Raw genomic sequence first — 23234 nt, 5'->3', positions numbered from 1 at the left:
AAGATTTCCGGCCGACCCTGCGCGCCTCAATAGCGCCTGAGCAGACGCTCCAGATAATCGAGCTCCAAAGCCGGCCGCGACGGGTCGGAGAACCGCCGGCGCAGCTCTTCCAGGATACGTCGCGCCCGCTGCACGTCGATCTCGTCCGGCACCCGCACCTGATCGCCGAAATCCGGCCCTTCCGTGCGCCGCGGCCGCCCGAGCGGATCCTCGTCGAGCGGACTGCGGCCGCGCGCGAAATTCTGCCCCGGACCCTGCCCATCCTGGCCGAGCATCTGGTCGATCATGCCCTGGGCGCCCTGGCGAAGCGCCTCAAGAGCGTTGCCCTGCTCGCCCACCGCGCTGCCTGTTTCACCCCTGCCCAGTTCCTTGCCGGCATTTTCCATGGATTCCCCCGCTCGGCCGAGGTCCTGGTTTTGCGGCATACCGTTGCGGGCCATTTCCTCCATCAATCGCTGGAGTTGCTCGGCCAGCGCGCCCTGCTGCTCCTGCAACTGCCTGAGCGCTTCGGCCAGCTCTTCAGGCGTCATTTGCTGACCCTGCTCGCCCTGCTGCCCTTGCTGGCCTTGCTGGCCGGGACGCCGTTGACCATCCCGCTGACCGAAGCGGTTGGTCTGGTCCATCAGCTCCTGCTGGCGCTGGATCATCTGGCCGAGTTCGTTGAGCGCCTCCATCATCTCCTGGCTCATGCCCTGAGGCATGTTCTGCATCCGGCCCGTCTGCAGGTTCTCCAGCATGCGCTGCATCTGCGACAGAAGCTCGCGCGCGGCGTCGCGCGCACCAGATTTCGCCAGTTCCTCGATGCGGCGGAGCATCTCGTCAAGGTCCTGCGGCCTGAGCGACTGGGCGTTCGGATCGGGAAGCTGCTGAAGCGCCTGCGGATTCTGGCGCAGCTGCTCCGCGAGGGCCTGGAAATATTCGTTGAGCGCCTTGCGCAGTTCATCGGTCAGCCGCGCGATTTCCTCATCCGACGCACCGCTTTCCAGAGCCTTGCGCAGCGCCTCCTGCGCATCGCGCAGATTGCGCTCGGCAACGGACAGATCGCCATCCTCGATTGTCAGCGCCAGATCCCAAAGCAAGGGAAGAAGGGCTGCGAGTTCCTCGTCGCTCTCGGCCGCCACGAGCCGGTTATAGGCGAAGCGGGTACCGAGATAGTGCTTCGGCTCGTCGAAAAAGCGTTCCGGCGCGATCAGAAGCGCATCGATCGCATTGATTACCCTAAGCTGATTGCCGGCATCGAGCGCGAGCTCGCGCCGCTGCTCGACGATCGCCCGCGCCATCGGCTTGGCAAAATTGCGCTGAGGCAAGGTGAAGCGATGCGGTTCCGACCGGCCTTCCTGGCCCGCCTGGTCGCGGGCGAGCAGCATGAGCTCGACTTCGGAGCCCGCCCACGGATGGGAGGTCAGGTCCTGGAAGGTTTCGGCAGCACCCGACTTTTGCTCGCCGGAGGGCAGGGAAAGCGGAAAGCGCGGCGCTTCCACCAACGGACGCGGCTCTTGCCCGGTCGACCTGCCTTCCTCTCTGACAGGCTGGATTTCCGCCTCGGCGGCCGCCACACCATAGTCGTCCTGCACGAGATAGCTGAACTTCAGGCTGCCGCTGAACTGTTCCTCGGGGTCGTCGAGAAGGCGGATGGTCGGCAGCTGATCGGGTTTCACGTCGAAGACCCAGGAGGCGACGGTTTCCTCGCCATCCCGGATATCCAGCCTGCCATTGGCTTCCAGCAGAGCCTTGCGGTCAACCGGCGCAGAAGCCGGAACGCCTTGCTCGGCCGGCAAGATCTCGTCAGAGCCCTGCGCCCGCCGATAGATGACGCTGATCCTGTCGCTGCCCTGGGAACGGATCAGCAGTTCGCTGCCCGTCGGCACGCTGATGGGCGCTGAGGGATCGCGCAGGGCCGTCGCCGTGCCGGTCAGGAAGATCGGAGGCTTGCCCGTGTAGACGGGCGGGGTGACCCAGGCGTCGATACGCGCCGTGACGGCCGCCGCTTCCGCCTCGTTCGGGAAAAGCGTCACCAGACGCTGCCAGCGTTCGCCGCCGGCGTAAACGAAGCCCGTGACCAGAAGCAGGGCGGCAAGGGCACGCAGGCCATAGGGATCGACCCGAAAGGCCTGCGGCGAAGGAAACCCTGCCTTCAGGGCGCGCAGCGCTTCCGCCATACGCCGCTGATGAGCGGCCCAGAGCGCCCGCGTCTGCGGGTCGCCCTGGCCGACGGATAGGTCGTCTTCCATCGCCGCAAGGGGCCGGTGGCTATGGCCGGAAACGAGCTCGACGCGATGCAGGCCCTGGGCCCGGTCGGGCCATGACAGGGCGAAAAGAGGACGCAGCGTCCAGGCGAAGACGGCCGCAAGACCCAGAAGCAGAACGACACGCAGGATAACCGGCAGGGCGATCCAGAACCCGAGCCAGGCAAGGCCGGCATAGAAGGCCAGCACGATGAGCGGCGGCACAAGGCGCGGCCAGGCAGCCTCCCAGAAGATCCAGAGACGGCTGAGAAGCACTGTCCAGGCGAGGCGGTTCTTCGCCTCGCGGAGAGAGAAGGTTTCGGAGAAACCGGCTCGATCGGCGTCAGGTGCTGGTTCTTGCGTCGTCTTCACGCGCGTCTCCGTCCTTGCCCCCGGTCGGTCGTCGGTCCCGATCCCGCCCTCGATGCTGCGAAGTCAGGATATAGGGTGGGGCAATTCAGGCAATCCGGCAAGGATTGAGTGCGTACGCAAAGCGCTTTCCACGACAACGGAATCGCTGTCGTCACAAGAAATCGCTTCGGGATCACGATGTTGGAGCCCACCCCGCCGAAGCGGTTTCACTTTGGCGCGATGGGTCCCCGGTTCAGGTTTCGGAGAGCCAGCCCGGCAGACGGTCGAGGCCGATCAGCTCGTCGTAGCTCGGCCTTGGCCGCACAACGGCGAATTCGCCGTCCCGCACCAGGACTTCGGGGATGAGCGGACGGGAATTGTAGGTCGAGGCCTGCACCGCACCGTAGGCGCCGGCCGAGAAGACCGCGATGAGGTCGCCTGCCTCCACCCGCGGAATTTCCCGGTCGTGGGCGATGAAATCGCCGGTTTCGCAGACCGGTCCGACGACGTCGGCGCGCAGGCGCGGTTCTTCGATGCGCGAAAGCGTCACCGGGCGCACCTCGTGATAGGCGTCGTAGAGCGTCGGCCGGATCAGATCGTTCATCGCCGCGTCGACGATGACGAAGGTCTTGTCCGCGCCTTCCTTCACATAGACAACGCTGGAGACGAGGATACCGGCATTGCCGGCGATCAGCCGGCCCGGCTCGAAGATGATGCGGCAGCCAAGCTCCTCGACATGCTTGCGGACCACGGACGCATAGGCATCGGGATGCGGCGGCGGCTCGTTGTTGTCGCGGTAGGGAATGCCGAGACCGCCGCCAAGATCGATATGCTCGATCGCATGCCCGTCGGCGCGCAGGCTGGCGATCAGTTCGCCGAGGCGGGAAAAGGCGGCATCGAAGGGCTCCAGCTCGGTGATCTGCGAACCGATATGCATGTCGATGCCGGTAACCTCGATCCCGGGCAGGGCGGCCGCCTCGGCATAGACTTCCCGCGCGCGCTGCCAGGGGATGCCGAACTTGTTTTCCGCCTTGCCGGTCGAGATCTTGGCGTGGGTCCTGGCATCCACGTCCGGGTTGATGCGGATCGAGACGCGCGCGGTCATGCCCTTCTGGCTGGCAATGCGGGAAAGCTGGATCAGTTCCGGCTCGCTTTCCACGTTGAAGCAGAGGATATCGGCATCGAGGCCCAGCGCCTGCTCGGCCTCCGTCTTGCCGACGCCGGAAAACATGATCCGCTCGCCCGGTACGCCGGCGGCGAGCGCCCGGCGCAACTCGCCTTCCGAAACCACGTCCATGCCGGCGCCCAGTCTTGCCAGCGTCGCCAGCACCGCCTGGTTGGAATTCGCCTTCATCGCGTAGCACACCAGCGTCGGGATGCCGGAGAAGGCGGAGGAAAACACCCGATAGTGCCGCTCCAGCGTCGCGGTGGAATAGCAGTAGAAGGGCGTGCCGACGGCGGCGGCGATTTCGGTCACCGGCACGTCCTCGGCATGCAGAACGCCGTCCCTGTAGGCGAAGTGATGCACGCGATGGGCCCTCTAGGAAATTCGCGGACCTTGGTCCGGTCAGATAATCGGATCGAGGATGAAGGGGCGATCGGGTTTTGCCGGCTCCGCCGGGAGCTGATCCGCCGCCACCGCCGGATCGGCGGCGGCCGACGGCTGCTCGAGCTGACTGCGGCGCCCGCAGCCGGCAACGACCAGCGCCGACAGGCACACGGCGAGGATCAAGGTCCCGGTTCTGTTGCTCACTTGCGCCCCTCAAATCTCGGACGGCCACGCCGTCAATCCTTGCGTCTTACCTCGCACAGGCGTCGCCATCGCCGCAAGAGGGTTGCGGGCTCAAAACGCGGGAAGACGCCGGGGCGCTACTCCCCCGCCTCGCCCAGCGCTTCCACGCCCGCCGGATCCGGCAGCAGGTAGAGCACGAGCGCGATCAGACCCATGACCGGCACGATGGTGCCGAGCGCCACGACCGGATCGCCGACAAGGACCGCCGCGAAGCTGCCCGCAAGGCCGCCGCCCATCTGGAAGAAGCCCATCAGCGCGGAAGCCGCTCCGGCGAATTGCGGGAAGGGAAAGAGGGCGCGCGTCGACATCGACGGCAGGATGACGGCGATGCCGAAGGCAAAGACGGCGACCGGCCCCATGACGTGAAGCAGCGTCAGGTTGCCGGCGCGGGTGAAAAGGGCGAGACCGACGCAGCCAAGCACGATGAGCGCCATGCCGAAGGGCACGATCCTTTCCGCCGAAAACCGCTTCAGCAGCGAGCGCGTGACGAGGCTGCCGAGGAAGAAGGAGCCCGACTGCAGCATCATCGAGTAGCCGAATTGCGAGGGCGTCAGGCCCACCCGCTCGATGATGACGAAGGGCAGCATGGTCGCCATGGTGTAGATGCTGCCAAGGGTGGTGCCGAGAATGATGGAAGGGCGCAGGAAGCGCGCATCGGCCAGCAGGCGGGCATAGGAGGAGGCCAGACGCCTCGGAGCGATATGGCCGCGATCCCTGAAGGCATTGGTTTCCGCCATGAAGAAGATGGCGAGCACGCCGATGCCGATGCCATAGGCGACCATGACGAAGAAGATCGCCCGCCAGCCGAGCGTTTCCAGCGTCAGGCCGCCGATGGTGGGCGCCAGGGCCGGGCCGACGGCGAGCATCAGGCCGACAAGGTTCATGATGCGGGCAGAGGCCTGGCCCGTGAACTGGTCGCGCACGATCGCCCGCGATATCGCGATGCCGGCGGAGGCGCCGACGCCCTGGAGCAGGCGGGCGGCGAGAAGGGCTGCGACGCTGTCGGCAAAGACGGCGATCACGCTGCCGAGCAGGTAGATGCCGGAAAAGGCCAGCACGATGGGCCGGCGGCCGAAAGCGTCCGACAGCGGCCCGCAAAAGAGCTGGGCCAGGGTGAAGCCGGCGAAATAGATCGTCAGCGTCAGCTTGATGGAGGAGATGTCGGTGCCGAAGACCTCGACAAGGCGCGGCATGGCCGGCGTGTAGAGCGCCATGGAAACCGGGCCGAGCGCGACGAGAATGGCGCCGATGATCGCCGTCTGGCGTTCGCTCATGATGGGCGTCGTCATGCGAGCGCCTCCAGCAGATCTTCCACAGGGTCCGCTTCGGGAACCGGCGTCGCCGCCAGCCGGTCGCGCATGGCGGCGACGGTGCGGCGGAAGGCTTCCGCCTCGGCGTCGCTCATGCCCGCATTGACGACGGCGCGCACCCGCGCCCCGGCGGCGCGGATCGTCGCCATGATCGGTTCCGCCGCCGCCGTCGCGCGGATCAGCTTGCAGCGGCGATCCTTGGGATCGGCGGCCCGCTCGATCAGGCCGAGCGCTTCGAGCTGGTCGAGATAGCCAACCAGCGTCATCGGCTCGACCGCCATGCGATCGGCAAGCTCCTTTTGTCGCAAACCGTCATAGGCAACCGCATAGGCAAGCGCGCGGGCCGAGCCCGGCGTCAGTTCAAGGCCGCCGCGCACCAGCTCCGCCTCGAAACGCTTGCGGTAGAGGCGGTAGAGATCGGCCAGCAGGAAGCCGAGGGTTTCGTTATGCGCGGCGGGCATGGCGGGGAACCGGTAAAATTAATAAGGAAGCCTTATTATCAGGAGCCCCGTGCACTCCGGCAAGCCACGATGGCGCATGGCTCCGGCGACCGCGTTGCATAACGTGCAGAGCTGGACTGCAAAGCCGCGCGGCTTACGCATGCGGAATCCTTGCGACGGGCTGTTCAAATCGTCACGAAAATCGGCTATAGGGCCGCATCTCGAATTCATACCGCGCTCGAGGATGCGCTGCCGGAGGGTCGAGCGACCCCTTCCGGCGGATACCCCCGGCTTTTCAAATGGCCTGGCCACCCAAGACACCAGGCACGCTCACGGAGCCTTCATGGACCTTCGCAATATCGCGATCATCGCCCACGTCGACCATGGCAAGACCACGCTGATCGACGTTCTTCTCAAGCAATCCGGCTCCTTCCGCGAGAACCAGCGCACGGAAGAGCGGATGATGGATTCCAACGACCTGGAGCGGGAGCGCGGCATCACGATCCTGGCCAAGGTCACCTCGCTGGTCTGGAACGACAGGCGCATCAACATCGTCGACACGCCGGGCCACGCCGATTTCGGCGGCGAGGTGGAGCGCATCCTGCACATGGTCGACGGCGTCGTGCTCCTGGTCGACGCCGCCGAAGGGCCGATGCCGCAGACGAAGTTCGTGCTCGGCAAGGCGCTGAAGCTGGGCCTGCGCCCGATCGTGGCCATCAACAAGATCGACAAGCCGGAACAGCGCGCCGAGGAAGTGCTGGACGAGGTCTTCGACCTGTTCGCCGCGCTCGACGCCAACGAGGCGCAGCTCGACTTCCCCGTCGTCTACGGCTCGGCCAAGCAGGGCTGGATGGCAATGGACCCGGACGGCCCCAAGGACAGCATGGATCCGCTGTTCGAGCTGATCCACAAGCATGTCGAGGCGCCCAGGGCGGAGGAAGGCTCCTTCCGCATGCTGGCGACGACGATCGAGGCGAACCCCTTCCTCGGCCGTATCCTGACGGGCCGCATCGTCTCCGGCACGGCGGTGCCGAACATGGCGGTGAAGGCCCTGTCGCGCGACGGCAAGGTAGTGGAAAGCGGCCGCATCTCCCGCGTGCTCGCCTTCCGCGGCCTGGAACGCCAGCCGATCGAGAAGGGCGAGGCGGGCGACATCGTCGCGATCGCCGGCCTGGAGCAGGCAACGGTTTCCGACACGATCTGCGCGCCGGATGTCAGCGAGCCGCTATCGTCCCAGCCGATCGACCCGCCGACGCTGTCCATGACCTTCTTCGTCAATGACGGCCCGCTGGCCGGCACCGAGGGCGACAAGGTGCAGTCCCGCGTCATCCGCAAGCGTCTCTTCGACGAGGCGGAAGGCAACGTGGCGCTGAAGATCGAGGACACGCCGGAAGGCGACGCCTTCATCGTGTCCGGCCGCGGCGAATTGCAGCTCGCCATCCTGATCGAGAACATGCGCCGCGAGGGCTTCGAGCTCTGCGTCGGCCGGCCGCGCGTGGTGTTTCGCACCGACGCCAACGGCCAGCAGCTGGAGCCGATCGAGGAAGTCATCATCGACGTGGACGAGGAACACTCCGGCATCGTGGTGCAGAAGCTTTCCGAGCGCCGCGCCGATCTGCTCGAAATGCGCCCCTCGGGCGGCGGCCGCACCAGGCTCGTCTTCCACGCGCCGACCCGCGGCCTGATCGGCTACCAGTCGGAGCTGCTGTCGGATACGCGCGGCACGGCGATCTTCAACCGCCTGTTCCACGACTACGCGCCCTACAAGGGCGAGATCCCGAGCCGCCACACCGGCGTGCTGATCTCCAACGGCGACGGCGAGTCGGTCGCCTACGCGCTGTGGAACCTGGAAGACCGCGGTCCGATGCTGATCGACCCGGGCGTCAAGGTCTATCGCGGCATGCTCGTCGGCGAGCACACGCGCGGCAACGACCTTGAGGTCAACGTGCTGAAGGGCAAGCAGCTCACCAACGTCCGCGCCTCCGGCAAGGACGAGGCGGTGAAGCTGACCCCGCCGATCCGCCTCAGCCTGGAGGCGGCGCTCTCCTATATCGCCGACGACGAGCTGGTCGAGGTGACGCCGAAGTCGATCCGCCTGCGCAAGGCGCTGCTCGACCCGCACGAGCGCAAGAAAGCGGAACGGGCGGCCAAGAGCGCCTGACCGTCAACGGACAGATATCCCGCAGAAAGCCTCGCCGGTTCCCGGCGGGGCTTTTTTGCTATTCGACGGTCACCGTGATCCGCTCCGACATGATCGGCGGATCGTGCGGGATGTGGTTGTGGTCGCCGATGATGAGCTGCAGCGTGTGCGTGCCCGGCGAAAGCTCCACCGTCACCTCGGTCTGGCCGCCGCCGAAATGGTGGTGATGTTCGTCCGCCGGCAGGGGCTCATTCAGCGCCTCGCCCTCCAGCACGGTATCGACCAGCAGGTGATGATGCCCGGTGTGATCCTTGTCGACGCCGGCCGGCGCGACACCCATCCCTTCCAGGCCGAAGCGGATGGTCAGCGGGCTCTTCACCGTGTCGCCGTCCTTGAGGTCGATGAAATAGACACGGGCCCCTTCGGGTGCCGGAGTTTCGCCCGCAAACGACAGAGAGCTTCCGGCGACGGCAAGGGTCGCCGAAACAATGGCAGCCATGGCTATCAGTTTCATATGTCGCTCTCCTGTTCCTGAACTTTCCGACGGCGGCTTTCAGCTGGAAAGATTATGGTATTCCGTTAGGTAAAGAAAAGAGACGCTTCCCTTTTGGCGCCCCGGACCCCATGTCTTCTCAATGGACGATCGCGACGATGACGGGACGGGCAGGGAGATGGAACGCACCTTCGAGGAACTGGGCTTCGATCCGGAAATCCTCGGACCGGAGGAAAAGCAGCGGCGCAGCGTGAAGGAGAAGATCTTCCGCACCGCCAGGCGCGCGGCGCGCCAGATCCCCTTCATGGAAGACGTGATCGCCGCCTATTTCTGCGCGCTCGACCCAGCGACGCCCGCCAAGGTGCGGGGGACTATCCTCGCCGCCCTTGCCTATTTCGTGCTGCCGCTCGACGCGGTTCCCGACTTCCTGATCGGCATCGGCTTCGGCGACGATGCGACGATCCTGATGGCGGCCATCGCCCTCATCCGCGCCCATATCCGCGACGAGCATATTCAAGCTGCACGCGAGACACTGAAGGACGAAGAATGAATGCCCTCAGTGCCAGTCCCCGCAAGGGTCTTCGAGTGATTTGACCGCTCGCCAGGAGCCGGCAGTCCTGCCCGCTATCCGCCAGTAAACCCAGCCTGAAATCGCTCCAATGAAAGAAGGAAAGACAATTTCGTAAATTGCGAAATCAAACATTCTCAAAAAAATGGATGCGCAAGCGCCTAGTGAAACATATATATATACATTTCTAATTGAAGCACGCTCAAGAGCTATTATAAGAACAATAAATGGTATTAGTATTATTATGCCAAACGAAAATAATAATAATACTGATATAAATAAATCGTCTATGCTAAAGTTCTTCAAACTTTTAATTCCTTCATTATAAATACCTATGATATAATAGCTAATAAGTAAAATAATTGCAGCGGTAATTAAAGCAATTAAATAACCGTATATTATTGTAAAAATTCTTTTTGTCATAAAACCGCTCTCCGTTTTTTATATTATTTGTTTCTGCCCGTAATTCCTGATGATCATATCAACGGAGCGCTCAACAATCTCCGTCATTTCCTCGCGAGTGACGGGCGTGTCGGTGAATAGCCGCGGGTAGAAGCCCTGCGATTTCAGCAGCGCCAGAAACTGGTCGGCGGCGAGCGCGGGGTCGGGTGCGGAGAGCTTGCCGTCGCGGGTGGCGGCGGCGAGGAATTCGGTGAAGACGCCGACCTTGGTGATGCGGCTGTTCATTTCCGCAGCCAGCGCCGGATCGCGGATCGTCTCGCCCATGATCATGCGGGCAAGCCTCATGAAGGCCGGATCGGTGAACAACCCGCCTTCAGCCCAGGCGAGGCGGACAAGCTGCTCGCGGATCGGCTCGTCCGGGTCGTAGCGAAGGTCGAGGGCCTGGTTCAACCGGTCGGCCAGCCGCTGGGTGATGGCGTAAAACAGCGCTTCCTTGCTTGCGAAATGATTGTAGACGGTGCGCTTGGAAACCCCGGCCCGTTCGGAAATCCGGTCCATGCTCGCACCAGCGAAACCGCGTTCCTGAAACTCGGCAATTGCCGCGTCGACGATGAGGCCTTGTTTTTCTTCCGACAGCGCCATTTCTAGACCCGGGCCGGCGCGATTTCGCATTCCATGTAAACTATACAGTTTACATTTTGCCTCCACGCCATTAGATTACACCCATCAGTTTACATTTTCCACCAGCATATACGAGCCAGCGGAGGCTAGCAAAACATGCCGGTCAATCTCACGATCAACGGCGTTTCGCATTCCATCGACGCCGACCCCGACACGCCGCTTCTTTGGGTCCTGCGCGACGAGCTGAACATGACGGGCACCAAGTTCGGCTGCGGCATCGCGCAATGCGGCGCCTGCACCGTCCATCTGGACGGCATGCCGATCCGCTCCTGCCAGACCTTCCTGTCGGACCTGGACGGCGCGTCGATCACCACCATCGAGGGCGTCGACGGCAAGGCGGCGGAAGCCGTGCGCGCTGCCTGGCAGGAGCTGGACGTGCCGCAATGCGGCTATTGCCAGTCCGGCCAGATCATGGCCGCGACCGCCCTGTTGAGCGAAACGCCGAAGCCCAGCGACGACGACATCGATGCCGCCATGGACGGCAATGTCTGCCGCTGCGCCACCTATGCCCGCATCCGCGCGGCGATCCACCTTGCCGCCGAGAAGATGGAGGGCTGAGCCATGCTGCATCATCTCATGAAGCCGATCGCGAATGCCGCTCCGTCCCGCCGCTCCTTCCTGAAGCTTTCAGCGGGTGCTGCCGGCGGGTTGCTGATCGGGCTGCGGCTGCCGGGCGCTTCAGGCGCCGCCATGGCCGCCGAGGGCGAACTGGCCCAGCCCTTCGTCCATATCCGCGCCGACAACACCGTCACCGTGATCGTCAAGCATCTGGACAAGGGCCAGGGCGCGGCGACCGGCCTCGCCACGCTGGTGGCCGACGAACTCGACGCGACCCATGAGCAGGTCAGGGTCGAATTCGCGCCCGCCGACGCGGAGCGCTACAAGAACCTGTTCTTCGGCGTCCAGGGCACCGGCGGGTCGACGGCGATCGCCAATTCCTTCCAGCAATACCGCACCGCGGGTGCGACCGCGAAGGCCATGCTGGTCGCCGCCGCCGCGAAGGCGTGGGGCGTACCCGCAGCCGAGATCGCCGTTTCCAAGGGCGAGCTTTCGCATGCAAGCGGCAGGAAGGCCTCCTTCGGCGAAATGGCGGGACTGGCGGCGGCCGAAAGCCTGCCCGAAAGCCCGCGCCTGAAGACGCCCGAGGAATGGGTCTTCATCGGCAAGTCCTTCCCCCGCCTCGACACGAAGATGAAGACGGTCGGCGCGCCCGGCGTCTACGGCATCGACCACAAGGCGGAGAACATGCTCGTCGCCGTGGTGGCCCATCCGCCGAAATTCGGCGCGAAGCCGAAGACGGTCGACGCGGCGGCGGCAAGGGAAGTCCCCGGTGTGGTGGACGTGCTGACCCTGCCGGCCGGCGTCGCTGTGCTTGCCGACAAGACGTGGCCGGCGATCCGGGCACGCGAGCTTCTGGAAATTACCTGGGACGAGACGGAAGCCGAGACGCGCGGCAGCGAGGAGATGCTTGCCGAATTGCAGGCAATGGCAGCCAGGCCCGGCCTCAAGGCCCACGTGCATGGCGATGCCGAGGCAGGGCTTGCCGGCGCGGCGACCGTGATCGAGGCGGAATACAGCTTCCCCTTCCTCGCGCATGCGCCGATGGAGCCGCTGGACGTCACGATCCTCTTCGACGGCGGGACGGCGGAATTCTGGACCGGATCGCAGTTGCAGACGGTGGATCAGAATGTGGCCGCCGCCGTGCTCGGCATCACGCCGGACAAGGTCGCCATCAACACGCTGTGGGCCGGCGGCTCCTTCGGCCGCCGCGCCCAGCCCGACAGCCATCCGATCGACGAGGCCGCCCATATCGCCAAGGCATGGGCCGGGGCGGGCAACACGCCGCGCCCGATCAAGGTGGTGTGGACGCGCGAGGACGACATCAAGGGCGGCTACTACCGCCCGATGGTGGCGCACAAGGTGCGGGCCGGCATCGACGCCGAGGGCAATATCACCGGCTGGCAACACCGCGTCGCTTCCAAGTCGATCCTGATCGGCTCGCCCTTCGAGGCCTTCCTCGTCAAGGACGGCGTTGACGAGACGACCGCGGAGGGCATCACCGACATGACCTACGCGGCCGGCGCGATCGACGTCGAGGTGCATAACGCGCAGACGGCGGTGCCGGTACTGTGGTGGCGCTCGGTCGGCCACACGCACACGGCCTATGTGGTGGAGACGATGATCGACCGGCTGGCGAAGGCCGCCGGCAAGGACCCGGTCGCCTTCCGCGAGGGACTGCTCAAGGACGACCCGCGCAAGCTCGGCGTCCTGCGGCTTGCGGCGGAAAAGGCCGGCTGGAACGACCCGCTGCCAGAAGGCCGCCATCGCGGCGTGGCAGTGCACAAGTCCTTCAACACCTATGTGGCGGAAGTGGCGGAAATCTCCTTCCGCGACGACGGCACGGTGAAAGTGGAGAAGGTGACCTGCGCGGTCGACTGCGGCGTACCGGTGAACCCGGACAACATCCGCGCGCAGATGGAAGGCGGCATCGGCTACGGGCTCGGCGCGATCCTGCGCAACGAGATCACCATGACCGACGGCGAGGTGGACCAGTCGAATTTCGACGCCTACCTGCCGCTGCGCATCAGCGACATGCCGCAGATCGAAGTGCATGTGGTGCCCTCGACCGAGGCGCCGACGGGCGCCGGCGAACCGGGCACGCCGCCGATCGGCCCGGCGGTGGCCAATGCGATTGCCGCCGCGAAGGGCGAGTGGATCACCGCCCTGCCGCTGTCGAAGCAGGGACTGGCCTGACAGGCAGGGTTCCGCGATGAAACAGGGCCGCCCGGCATCCGGGCGGCCCTTCGTCATTCCGCTTCCGGCTTGCCGTCGGCGCTGCTGCCTCTATCTCCAGCGAAGTCGCCCAGAAGACTGCGGGAGGAAGCCGGGAATGTCCTGTCGTGGAATTGCACGCCTCGCAACGCTCCTTGGCACGCTCCTCTTCGCGTCCGCCCCGTCTTCCGCACAACCCTCAGGCCAGGTCGATCTGGAACTGGTCCTGCTTGCCGATGCGACCGGATCGATCGACGCCGGCGAAATCCGCTTCCAGCGCGAGGGCTATGCACGCGCCATCGCCGATCCGGCCGTGCTGTCCGCGATTGCCGGCGGCATCCACGGCCGCATCGCCGTCACCTATGTCGAGTGGGGGCACGCGGAGTCCCAGGACGTGGTCGCCGGCTGGACCGTCATCGACGGAAAGGCCGCCGCGGACGGCTTCGCCGAGGCACTGCTCGCCCCGCCGAGGCGGGCCTTCGGCCGCAACGCGATCGGCGCAGCCCTCCTGTTCGGCAAGGCGCTGATTGACGAAAACGCCATCCAGGGCACGCGCCGGGTGATCGACCTGTCCGCCGACAGCGCCAACAACTGGAACGGGCCGGCCATCTTCGACGCGCGCGACATCGTGGTGAAGTCCGGCATCGTCATCAACGGGCTGGCGGTGCTGTGCCGGCACTGTTCCGGACGGCCGGCGAACTACGACCTGGAGGCCGCCTTCGCCGAGCGGATCATCGGCGGCCCAGGCTCCTTCGTCATCACCGCGGACGACCGCACGACCTTCGCGGAAGCCGTGCGGCGCAAGCTCATTCTTGAGATAGCGGGATCCGCGATCGACCCCCTATATGAAAGCACCAGGCGAAGGATCGCCGACGCACAACCAAACGAGGAGGATGTAAAGAATGAATAATCAAACTCCGATCCGCCGGATGACGGCCAAGGATTTTCCGCAGGAACTGCTGGACCTTTACGACTATTACGCCCACGGCAAGATCACCAAGCGCGAGTTCCTGGACCGTGCGGCGAAATTCGCCATCGGCGGCATCACCGCCGCGGCGCTGCTGAAGCAGCTGTCGCCCAATTACGCGCTTGCCCAGCAGGTGGCGCCGGACGATGCGACGATCACCACCAGCCGCATCACCTATCCCTCGCCCAACGGCCATGGCGAGGTGAACGCCTATCTGGTGCGCCCTGCCGGCGTTGCCGGCAAGCTGCCGGCCGTGCTCGTCGTGCACGAGAACCGGGGGCTCAATCCGTATATCGAGGACGTGGCCCGCAGGCTGGGCAAGGCCGGCTTCATGGCGATGGCGCCGGACGGGCTGACTTCCGTCGGCGGCTATCCGGGCGATGACGACAAGGGGCGCGAACTGCAGCGTACCGTCGACGGCACCAAGCTGATGAACGACTTCTTCGCCGGGTTCGAGTTCCTGCTGAACCACGAGGACAGCACCGGCAAGGTGGGCGCGATCGGCTTCTGCTACGGCGGCGGCGTGGTGAACGCGATCGCGGTCGCCTATCCGGAACTGGCGGCGGGCGTGCCCTTCTACGGACGTCAGCCGGCGCCGGAGGACGTAAGCAAGATCGAAGCGCCGCTGCTCATCCAGTATGCCGAGCTCGACGAGCGCATCAATGCCGGCTGGCCGGCCTACGAAGAGGCGTTGAAGGCGAACGGCAAGACCTACACGATGCAGATGTATCCGGGCGTCAACCACGGCTTCCACAACGACACGACACCGCGCTACGACGAGGAGGCCGCGTCGCTTGCCGAACAGCGCGCCATCGCCTTCTTCAAGCAGCATTTAAGCTGAAATCCCGTGCCTGCCGGGGAGGTATTTCAGCTCCGGCAGGCAAATATTTATTTTATATACTTTGAGATTTTTCTTGTAATGCGATGCCATATGGACCATATAGGGCGCATCGATAGTTGGCCAGACTACTGGGCCTTATAGCCTCGTTACGTACGAGTTGCTCGCTTCAGACTTCTTTCCAAGATCGACAATCCGGTGATCGGGCGCGGAACCGCTGCGCCGATCGCTACGTGCAACCCTTTGTAACGAGGAATTCCCATGACCAAGGGCACAGTCAAGTTTTACAATGGCCAGAAAGGCTTCGGATTCATTCAGCCGGACGACGGCGCGAAGGACGTTTTCATTCACGCCACCGCCCTGGAGCGGGCTGGTCTTTTCGGCCTGAACGAAGGCGACAAGGTGAGCTTCACCACGCGCGAAGACCCGCGCAACGGCAAGATTGCCGTGGATACGATCGAACTCGCGTAAGCAAGCCGCGCATGGCCGCCCGTTCTGCGGGACCCGGCCGTGCCGACATGTGATGCCGCTCGACAGCGCGGCCGGAGCAATCCGGCCGCGTTTTTCGTTCCCCCGTATCCTATTTCAGCTGCTTCGTGAGCAGAACCCATTCGGTGCCGGCACCGTCCCAGTCATCCTTGACCATGGGGCGGCGGGCCGCCTCCTTGTAGCCGCAACGCTCGTAGAGCCGGCGGGCGCCCGCATTGGCGTCCGACACGATGACGCTCATGCCCTTCTTGCCTGCCCTGCGGCCCGCTTCGTCGGCAAGCTCCATCAGCGCGGTGCCAAGGCCCCGGTCGCGATATTCCGGCAGGACGGCCAGCACATTCACGTACCATGTGCCGGGGGCGAGACTTTCCAGTTCCTGCAACGGCATGACGATCGGCGGCGTATCCGGATCGATCGCTTCCGGCCTGTCGGCGATGACATAGCCGATCAGGCACCCCGCCGCCTCGCCATCCGCCTCGATCAGCGTCGCATTGCGATAGGAGAAGGCGCCATCCTCGCGCAGGGCCCGCTGCGCTCCGATCTCCCACACCGTCTCGCCGGGACCCGCCATCCTGCTCCAGAGGTAATAGGGCAGCCCCTCGCCGGCATAGTTGACGAGCTCGGCAAGAAGGTCCGCATCCTCCTTCGTCGCGGGCCGGAAGCGGGAGTGATCCAGGGACATCGCCATCTCCGCTCACAAGCGCGTCCAGATCGGCAGACCGTATCCGCCGCCTGGAGTCGCCTACTATTACGCAACGGAAGTTTGACGTGTCACCTTTCCCGATGGCAAGCGGCTTTGTGAGTTTTCACGAGGCTCGGCGCACGAACCAGAGCATTGCCGGGCCGGATACGCCGAGCTCCTGCATCTTCTGCTTTAGGAATTCCGAGCCGGCAAACGTCCTGGCTGCATCGAGCGTATCGAAATCGTGCGTGACGGTGACGTCGTTGGCGTCTTCCGCTCCCCGATAGACCGCGTCCGCAGTCACGCCCATCTCGTCGCGCATCTTGCGGCCGGCGTCATACCCCTCGCGCCAGAGTTCGTAGTCCCTGACCGGGTGACGGACGATCATCCTGATCATCGCTTCCTCCGCTGTGGCGCCGCCCCAGCAGGCAGAGGATAGCACGATCCGGCCCCGGCTACTCGCGAGGACTCAAAATCCGCCACTTACCCGAAGTGCGCCCGGCGACAAGCCAGTAGGCGAGGCCTGCGGCAAAGCCGGCCGCGAGCGCGATGGTCGAACCGGGACGAAGCGCGGCCTCGCGCGCCGGATCGCCCAGCACCCAAAGGCCGAGGCCAATCAATCCGCCGGCAGCAATGTGGAAGATCACCGATTTCAGGCGCAAAAGCTCCGCCGCAAGGATCGCGGCAAAGGCGGGGATCGCGGCAATGCCGCCGATGACGAAGCCGGAGATCAGCCCGCTGCCGACCGTGGCTGCGAAGGCGACCGGATCGGCGTCGACGCCATGCGGCCTGAAAAATCCCCAGGAGAGAAACAACCCCGCCGCCGCCACCGCCACGGCATAACCGACGACGATCTTGACCAGTTGCCAGACAAGCCTGCCCGCATCCACCATCGAGAGTTACGCGCCCGCCTCGAGAGCTTCGCGCTCGCGCTTCCTCAGCCGCTCGGTCTCGGACTTGAGCTGGCCGCATGCGGCGAAAATGTCGCGGCCGCGCGGCGTGCGGATCGGCGAGGCGTAGCCCGCGCGGTTGACCACGTCGGCGAATTCCTCGATCCGCTCCCAGTCGGAACATTCGTAAGGCGAGCCAGGCCAGGGGTTGAAGGGGATCAGGTTGATCTTGGCGGGAATGCCTTTCAGCAGCCGCACCAGTTCCTTCGCCTCGGCAAGGCTGTCGTTAACGTCCTTCAGCATCACGTATTCGAAGGTGATGCGCTTGGCGTTGGACAGGCCCGGATAGGCGCGACAGGCATCGAGCAGCGCCTCGATGTTCCATTTTTTGTTGATCGGCACGAGTTCGTCGCGCAGGTCGTCGCGCACCGCATGCAGCGAAATCGCCAGCATGCAGCCGATCTCATCGCCGGTGCGCCCGATCATCGGCACGACGCCGGAGGTGGACAGCGTGATGCGCCGCCTCGACAGCGACAGCCCCTCACCGTCGGACGCGATCAGCAGCGCCTTCTTTACCGCGTCGAAATTGTAGAGCGGCTCGCCCATGCCCATCATCACGACATTGGAGATGAGCCGGCCCTCGGACGGCACGATGGCGCCCTGGGGCGTTTCCGCGTCGGGGAAATCGCCGAGCCGGTCGCGGGCGACCATGATCTGGGCGAGGATTTCCTCCGCCGTCAGGTTGCGCACCAGCGTCTGGGTGCCGGTATGGCAGAAGGTGCAGGTGAGCGTGCAGCCGACCTGCGAGGAAACGCAAAGCGTGCCGCGTCCTTCTTCCGGGATATAGACGGTTTCGACCTCGACCGGGCGGCCGGCGCCGCGCGGCGGAAAGCGAATCAGCCACTTGCGGGTGCCGTCGACGGAAATCTGCTCGGAGACGATCTCCGGACGCGCGAGCGAGAAGCCTTCGGCAAGCAGCTTGCGCAAATCCTTGGAGACATTCGTCATGGCATCGAAATCGGATACGCCGCGCACGTAGAGCCAGTGCCAGAGCTGGGCGATCCGCATCCGGATCTGCCGCTCCGGCACGCCGGCCGACAGAAGTGCGGCAGCGAGATCGTCGCGATCGAGGCCGATCAGCGACGGCGTTTCACTTGCTGGCTCAACCGGGGAGGACCGGTGCGCGATATCGAGCGTGACAGCCATTTCAGTTCCCGAAAACGGAGCCCGATGTCCGGCCCTGCAGCGGATGGCGGACGGAAGCCGCGCTCCTTCCGGCGCCCTTTCAAGGCATCGGCTCATCGGAGAGCGATTGCGTCATGGCCATCGGCAAGCGGCGCGAACAAACATTGCAAACGCGGAAACCCGCCCCGCGGCCGTTAACAGCCGCTGGCGGGATCCGCAATCACATCCATGTGGTCCGGCGACGGCCCGAAACCGGGGACACGCGAACCGCCGCGTCCCTATAGCGCAAATGCCGGCGCTTGTGATCCCCTAAAAGACCGGCTTATTGGCAGGCCTTATCGGCCGCATCGATTGCAGCCGTCACACCGGAAAGCGAATATTTGTAGCTCGTCTCGGTGTTGCGGCCGGAAACCGCCGATATCAGCATCTCGCGACCGGCCTTCATGGCGCCGACCAACTCACGCTCCTGGGCGGCGTTTTCCACCCACGCACCGTCGCCCTTGGTGAAGAGCGAGAACTTCTTGCCGTCGATATCGATCGTCACGGCAGAGCCTTCCTTGAACGGATAGCCGACCATCACCATCGGCTCGTTCGCGACGCCTTCGCCGGGCCTGTTCGACACGAAGAAGAACACGTCACCGTGATTTCTGTCGCTCGGCTTCATTTCCGTCGGCTTGGACAGGGCATAGCAGACCTTGCCCTTCGCGCCGCCGTAGGAATAGGCCGCCCAGTCCTTGAACTGGCTGATCAGGTTGGGCGTCTGAGCATTCGCCGCGGCGCCCGAAAGAGCGAGTGCCAGGATGGCCGGAACCAGGATTTTGACCGGGTTTCTTGCTTGCATCGTCTCCAAACCGCTTTTCTTGCGCTACCGATATGTATCGAACTTACGTTCGCCTATACACCTTGTTTTAAGGTTACCTTAAAGCGGGTTACCAAGGAGTTTACCGTCGCGCCTCGTCACAAAATGACCTCGCAGCGCAGCATGACCCGCCTGCCACGCAAACTCGGCCCAAACGCTGGCTGCAAAAATCGGGCGAGATTGTGACCCCATGCGGCAATGCGGCATCCGGCCGCCCTATCGTCTTGCGTTCTCTGCCCCATCCCCTTGAGGCCGCCGCGTTAATCTGCCACTGGTTAGAGCTCGACCATATCTTGGGCGGAAGCAAAACAGGATCTGCCGTGGCGGACGCGGACTATTTCAATCGCCTGATTCTCCAGGTGGCCGTGGCAAGGGACCAGGCCGCCTTCACGGCGCTGTTCGACCACTTCGCCCCGCGCATCAAGGCCTATCTCATGCGCCTCGGCGCGGATGCCGGCAGCGCGGAAGAACTGACCCAGGAAGTGATGATCGCGCTGTGGCGCAAGGCGGCGCTGTTCGATCCGGCCAAATCCTCCGCCGCGACCTGGCTGTTTCGCATTGCCCGCAACCGGCGCATCGACGCGCTGCGGCGCGACCGCTCCTCCGATCTCGACCCGGAGGACCCGGAGCTTCGCCCGGCCGCGCCCGAGGACGCAGACGAGGCCTTCGACGCACAGCTTCGCGAGGAACGCATCCGCGTCGCGCTCGGCGAATTGCCGGAAGAACAGGCCGCGCTCGTCCGGCTCGCCTTCTTCTCCGGCCAGTCGCACAGCCAGATCGCCGAGGTGACCAGCCTGCCGCTCGGAACAGTGAAATCCCGCATCCGCCTTGCCTTCGCGAGGCTTCGCAAGGCCCTGGAAGCGGACGACGCCGTCGATACCGAGTAGGAACCGGACTATCCCGGCAACCTGTGGCGGGCCGGGCGATAGTCGAGCTGGTCGCCGCGGTGGTTGACCCGCTCCTCGGTCGGGCCGCCGGAGCGAACCGGCCGCGGCGCGAACTGGCCATGGATGCGATAGCGGTCATACATGACGATGGCGCCGGCCATCGCCACGTTGATGCAAAACCGCGTCGGGATGCGGATGACGTGCTGGCAGCGCTCCAGCATCGCCGGCGACAAAGAACCCTGCTCGGGCCCAAGAACGTAGGCTGCCCGGAGCGGATGACCGAAGCTTGGCAGGTCGATGGCATCCTGGGTCAGCTCGATGCCCACGATCTGGCAGTCCTGCGGCAGGCTCATCTCCTCGATCCGGTCCCAGTGAAACAGCGGCAGATGGGAAGTGCTGCTGGACGTGTCGGATTTCGGCGCCTGCTTCAGCCGCTTGTGAGCATCCACTGTGAAGAAGAAGCTGGCGCCGAAGGCATGGGCCGAGCGCATGAGATTGCCGAGATTCATCGACTTGGAAATGCCTTCCGCGCCGATGGCGAAATATCCGCGCATGGGACCTCGCGATCAGTTTTCTGCAATTTCTTGCATATGTCTCAGGGATATGAAGCTCTTAACCCCGGCACCGGACGGACGCAACCCCGGCACCCGGTGCGCCTCCCCCAAATGGCCGATTTGCGCCCTTTTCACGGTTAACGGACCATGTTACGCCGCATTTCCCGGTGCAAGGCCGGGGCGGGGCGGTGCAACGAAGTGACGGGGGAATTCAGGTGAAGGCAGTCGTCTGCGAAAAACTCGGACCGCCGAGCGCGCTCGTCATCCGCGACCTCGAGGAGCCGATGGCCGGGCCCGGCGAAATAGTGGTGGCCGTGAAGGCGGCCGCCCTGAACTTTTTCGACACGCTGATCATTCAGGGCAAATACCAGTTCCGCCCGCAAATGCCCTTCTCCCCGGGCGCGGAGATGGCCGGCATCGTGGAAAGCGTCGGCGAGGGCGTCGAGCGCTTCAAGGCGGGCGACCGGGTGGCCGGTTACCTGAAATGGGGTGCTGCGCGGGAAAAGGTCCTTGCGACGGAAGACGATCTGGTTCCCCTGCCGGACGGCGTCGGCTTCGAGCAGGCGGCCGGCGTGACGGTCACCTACGGCACCACGCTCCACGCCCTGAAGGACCGCGCCAACCTGCAGCCCGGCGAGACGGTTGCCGTCCTGGGGGCCGCCGGCGGCGTCGGCCAGGCGGCGGTGGAGATTGCCGGCATCATGGGCGCCCGGGTGATCGCCTGCGCCTCCAGCGACGAGAAGCTTGCCTTCGCCAGGGCGAACGGCGCGGCGGAAACGATCAATTACGCGACCGAGGACCTGAAGACCCGCCTGAAGGAACTGACCAACGGCGAGGGCGTCGACGTGGTCTACGATCCCGTGGGCGGCGATCTGGCGGAGGCCGCGCTGAGGGCCACCGGCTGGCGCGGGCGCTATCTCGTCATAGGCTTTGCCTCCGGCGAGATCCCGAAGATCCCTCTCAACCTGGTGCTGCTGAAGGGCTGCGACATACAGGGCGTGTTCTGGGGCGAGGCGGTGGTGCGCGAGCCGGAAGACCACGCGGAGAACATGGCGCAGCTTCTGGGCTACATCCGCGACGGCAGGCTGAAGCCGCACATTCACAGGATCTATCCGCTGGAACAGACGGCGGCGGCGCTTGAAGAGATCGCCGGCCGCAAGGCGCTCGGCAAGGTCATCGTCCAGCCCTGACGGACCGGCATGGCGCGGGCGGGAAACCCGCGCCGGCTTGCCGTCATTTCGTATCCAGGCGGAACTTCAGGAAGGTGCTGCCGCTGTGGTCCACCTCTCCGACCAGCCTCGCGCCAAGGCGATCGAGGCCCTTGAGATGCTTGCGCGACGGCGGCAGCAGGAAGGTCACGAAGGGAATGCGCTCATCGCTTCGGGCGAAATCGAGCGCCTTGCGGGCGATCCGCGCGCCGAGGCCGAAGCACTCGGCCTTCAGCACCAGGCCGAAATCCCATTCCTCGCCTTCCTTCTGGAAGCCGCCCCAGCCGATATAGGCGCCGTCGCCAAGGATCGCCCAATGGCCCAGCCCGTCGCGCTGCCAGCAATCCTCCTTCATCCCGACGAACTTGCCGCAGAAGGCCTCATCCCAGACGAAGGTTGCAAGCGGCATATGCTCGGTGACACGAGGGTCGTTCATATGCGCGATGATCTCGTCCGGAGAAATTTCCGGCAGTCGCGTGAAGGTAATTTCGGGGTTGGAACGGGTTGTCACTGGTTTCAAATCCGCAAGAGAGAGGTAAGCCGGTAGACCTCAGCCCTCGAATTTCGCAAGGACGGGTACGTGGTCGGAAGGTTTTTCCCAGCCGCGCGCATCCCTTAGCACGCTGATGGAACGGGAAAAGGGTTCCAGATCCCGCGTCGCCCAAACGTGATCGAGGCGGCGCCCCTTGTCGGCGGCCGACCAGTCCTTCGCCCGGTAGCTCCACCAGGTGTAGAGTTTTTCCTCCATCGGCACGTGCTTGCGCATCAGGTCGACGAACGGGCCGGCTTCCCGCACCCTTTCCAGCTTCTCGCACTCGATCGGCGTGTGGCTGACGATCTTCAGAAGCTGCTTGTGCGACCACACATCATGTTCGTAAGGCGCGATATTGAGGTCGCCGACGATGATCGACGACGTCGCCGCATCGGCAAGGCAGTCGTTCATCTCGTCGAGAAAGTTCAGCTTGTGCTCGAACTTGTCGTTGACCGCCGGATCCGGTTCGTCGCCGCCCGCCGGCACATAGAAGTTATGGATGCGCAGCGTCGAGCCGTTGAAGGCGATGTCCGTGGACAGATGCCGGCTGTCGCCCTTGCCGCAGAAGCCCCTTTTCTCCTCCGCGAGGAAGGGACGGCGGGAAATCGTGGCGACGCCGTGATAGCCCTTCTGCCCGTTGACGGCGATATGCTCGTAGCCGAGCTTGCGCAGCGCCTTGAGCGGAAATTCGGCGTCCGGGCACTTGGTCTCCTGCAGGCAGAGAACGTCGGGCGCCTGTTCCAGGATCAGCTTCTCGACGATCGGCAGCCGCAGGCGTACGGAGTTTATGTTCCAGGTGGCGATCGTCATGCGGTCGGTCATCAAGGCCTCTTCAAAGCGAACGGGATTTCGGCAGACAGCCGGACCGTCAAGCTCATGCCAGTCCCCGCGCGAAGACGCAAGCAAGGGCAGGGACCGCGCGCCGGGCCGGCATTACGGGTGACCGGATTTCGCGGCGGGCCGGCTGCC

25 protein-coding genes are annotated in these 23234 nt (G+C 64.5%); 9 read left to right on the top strand and 16 right to left on the bottom strand.

The annotated features are described in order from the left end of the window. Positions 1-26: 26 nt before the first annotated feature. The 5 genes from H2509_RS15795 to H2509_RS15775 all read right to left on the bottom strand — a co-directional run bounded on the left by H2509_RS15795 (position 27) and on the right by H2509_RS15775 (position 6139). A complete protein-coding gene (locus H2509_RS15795; RefSeq protein ID WP_182167011.1) occupies positions 27-2597 on the bottom strand; it encodes a TIGR02302 family protein in 2571 nt (856 codons plus the stop codon). A gap of 232 nt (positions 2598-2829) precedes the next feature. Continuing rightward, positions 2830-4104, bottom strand: a complete 1275-nt coding sequence (lysA, locus tag H2509_RS15790) for a diaminopimelate decarboxylase (RefSeq protein WP_182167009.1) — start codon at positions 4102-4104, stop codon at positions 2830-2832. Positions 4105-4143: 39 nt separating this feature from the next. Next, positions 4144-4329 carry a hypothetical protein gene (locus tag H2509_RS15785; protein ID WP_182167007.1) on the bottom strand — a complete coding sequence of 62 codons (186 nt, stop codon included), beginning with the start codon at positions 4327-4329 and terminating at the stop codon, positions 4144-4146. 116 nt (positions 4330-4445) lie between these two features. Beyond that, positions 4446-5657, bottom strand: a complete 1212-nt coding sequence (locus H2509_RS15780; protein WP_182167005.1) for a multidrug effflux MFS transporter — start codon at positions 5655-5657, stop codon at positions 4446-4448. Next, positions 5654-6139: a MarR family winged helix-turn-helix transcriptional regulator gene (locus tag H2509_RS15775; protein WP_182167003.1), complete on the bottom strand. Its 486-nt coding sequence runs from the start codon at positions 6137-6139 to the stop codon at positions 5654-5656. The genes H2509_RS15780 and H2509_RS15775 overlap by 4 nt, the downstream gene beginning before the upstream one ends. 322 nt (positions 6140-6461) lie before the next feature. Here H2509_RS15775 and typA point away from each other — a divergent pair, with 322 nt between their 5' ends. Next, positions 6462-8279: a translational GTPase TypA gene (typA, locus tag H2509_RS15770; protein WP_182167001.1), complete on the top strand. Its 1818-nt coding sequence runs from the start codon at positions 6462-6464 to the stop codon at positions 8277-8279. A 58-nt stretch (positions 8280-8337) separates the two neighbouring features. Here typA and H2509_RS15765 read toward each other — a convergent pair whose 3' ends face one another. Continuing rightward, positions 8338-8772: a DUF4399 domain-containing protein gene (locus tag H2509_RS15765; protein WP_182166999.1), complete on the bottom strand. Its 435-nt coding sequence runs from the start codon at positions 8770-8772 to the stop codon at positions 8338-8340. Between the two features lie 121 nt (positions 8773-8893). On the opposite strand from H2509_RS15765, the gene H2509_RS15760 reads away from it, so the two are divergent. Further along, positions 8894-9301, top strand: a complete 408-nt coding sequence (locus H2509_RS15760) for a YkvA family protein (protein WP_235975018.1) — start codon at positions 8894-8896, stop codon at positions 9299-9301. Positions 9302-9307: 6 nt separating this feature from the next. Here H2509_RS15760 and H2509_RS15755 read toward each other — a convergent pair whose 3' ends face one another. Further along, on the bottom strand, positions 9308-9742 hold the full coding sequence (locus H2509_RS15755) for a hypothetical protein (protein ID WP_182166997.1): 435 nt from the start codon (positions 9740-9742) through the stop codon (positions 9308-9310). An 18-nt stretch (positions 9743-9760) separates the two neighbouring features. Next, positions 9761-10363, bottom strand: coding sequence for a TetR/AcrR family transcriptional regulator (locus tag H2509_RS15750; protein ID WP_182166995.1), 603 nt, complete (start codon positions 10361-10363; stop codon positions 9761-9763). A gap of 135 nt (positions 10364-10498) precedes the next feature. On the opposite strand from H2509_RS15750, the gene H2509_RS15745 reads away from it, so the two are divergent. The 5 genes from H2509_RS15745 (at position 10499) to H2509_RS15725 (ending at position 15450) form a co-directional block, all read left to right on the top strand. Beyond that, on the top strand, positions 10499-10960 hold the full coding sequence (locus H2509_RS15745; protein ID WP_182166993.1) for a (2Fe-2S)-binding protein: 462 nt from the start codon (positions 10499-10501) through the stop codon (positions 10958-10960). A 3-nt stretch (positions 10961-10963) separates the two neighbouring features. Beyond that, complete coding sequence (locus tag H2509_RS15740; RefSeq protein WP_182166990.1) at positions 10964-13156, top strand: xanthine dehydrogenase family protein molybdopterin-binding subunit; 2193 nt, start codon at positions 10964-10966, stop codon at positions 13154-13156. Positions 13157-13292: 136 nt separating this feature from the next. Then, entirely contained in the window at positions 13293-14084 is a 792-nt protein-coding gene (locus tag H2509_RS15735; protein ID WP_182166988.1) for a DUF1194 domain-containing protein, read from the top strand. Positions 14085-14094: 10 nt separating this feature from the next. Next, positions 14095-14982: a YghX family hydrolase gene (yghX, locus tag H2509_RS15730; RefSeq protein ID WP_328805101.1), complete on the top strand. Its 888-nt coding sequence runs from the start codon at positions 14095-14097 to the stop codon at positions 14980-14982. Between the two features lie 258 nt (positions 14983-15240). Beyond that, entirely contained in the window at positions 15241-15450 is a 210-nt protein-coding gene (locus tag H2509_RS15725) for a cold-shock protein (RefSeq protein ID WP_182166984.1), read from the top strand. Positions 15451-15559: 109 nt separating this feature from the next. Here H2509_RS15725 and H2509_RS15720 read toward each other — a convergent pair whose 3' ends face one another. From H2509_RS15720 to H2509_RS15700, 5 genes are all read right to left on the bottom strand, one after another. Continuing rightward, on the bottom strand, positions 15560-16150 hold the full coding sequence (locus tag H2509_RS15720; RefSeq protein WP_182166982.1) for a GNAT family N-acetyltransferase: 591 nt from the start codon (positions 16148-16150) through the stop codon (positions 15560-15562). 124 nt (positions 16151-16274) lie between these two features. After that, complete coding sequence (locus H2509_RS15715; protein WP_182166980.1) at positions 16275-16547, bottom strand: cyclase; 273 nt, start codon at positions 16545-16547, stop codon at positions 16275-16277. Between the two features lie 58 nt (positions 16548-16605). Continuing rightward, positions 16606-17043: a translation initiation factor IF-3 gene (locus tag H2509_RS15710; RefSeq protein WP_182166978.1), complete on the bottom strand. Its 438-nt coding sequence runs from the start codon at positions 17041-17043 to the stop codon at positions 16606-16608. A gap of 6 nt (positions 17044-17049) precedes the next feature. Then, a complete protein-coding gene (gene rlmN, locus H2509_RS15705) occupies positions 17050-18246 on the bottom strand; it encodes a 23S rRNA (adenine(2503)-C(2))-methyltransferase RlmN (RefSeq protein ID WP_182166976.1) in 1197 nt (398 codons plus the stop codon). Between the two features lie 301 nt (positions 18247-18547). Then, positions 18548-19066 carry an invasion associated locus B family protein gene (locus tag H2509_RS15700; RefSeq protein ID WP_182166974.1) on the bottom strand — a complete coding sequence of 173 codons (519 nt, stop codon included), beginning with the start codon at positions 19064-19066 and terminating at the stop codon, positions 18548-18550. 338 nt (positions 19067-19404) lie between these two features. On the opposite strand from H2509_RS15700, the gene H2509_RS15695 reads away from it, so the two are divergent. Further along, complete coding sequence (locus H2509_RS15695) at positions 19405-19971, top strand: sigma-70 family RNA polymerase sigma factor (protein WP_182166972.1); 567 nt, start codon at positions 19405-19407, stop codon at positions 19969-19971. A gap of 8 nt (positions 19972-19979) precedes the next feature. Here the strand turns inward: H2509_RS15695 and H2509_RS15690 are convergent, their stop codons facing one another. Continuing rightward, positions 19980-20525, bottom strand: coding sequence for an RNA methyltransferase (locus H2509_RS15690; protein ID WP_182166970.1), 546 nt, complete (start codon positions 20523-20525; stop codon positions 19980-19982). A 215-nt stretch (positions 20526-20740) separates the two neighbouring features. On the opposite strand from H2509_RS15690, the gene H2509_RS15685 reads away from it, so the two are divergent. Further along, on the top strand, positions 20741-21715 hold the full coding sequence (locus H2509_RS15685) for an NADPH:quinone oxidoreductase family protein (RefSeq protein ID WP_182166968.1): 975 nt from the start codon (positions 20741-20743) through the stop codon (positions 21713-21715). Positions 21716-21758: 43 nt separating this feature from the next. Here the strand turns inward: H2509_RS15685 and H2509_RS15680 are convergent, their stop codons facing one another. Both H2509_RS15680 and H2509_RS15675 read right to left on the bottom strand, forming a co-directional pair. Beyond that, positions 21759-22244, bottom strand: a complete 486-nt coding sequence (locus tag H2509_RS15680) for a GNAT family N-acetyltransferase (RefSeq protein ID WP_209001998.1) — start codon at positions 22242-22244, stop codon at positions 21759-21761. Positions 22245-22283: 39 nt separating this feature from the next. Further along, positions 22284-23087, bottom strand: coding sequence for an exodeoxyribonuclease III (locus H2509_RS15675; protein ID WP_182166966.1), 804 nt, complete (start codon positions 23085-23087; stop codon positions 22284-22286). Positions 23088-23234: the final 147 nt, after the last annotated feature.

The organism is Stappia albiluteola (genome assembly GCF_014050225.1).
Lineage (GTDB): Bacteria > Pseudomonadota > Alphaproteobacteria > Rhizobiales > Stappiaceae > Hongsoonwoonella > Hongsoonwoonella albiluteola.
This window is presented reverse-complemented; position numbering and strand designations above follow the sequence as displayed.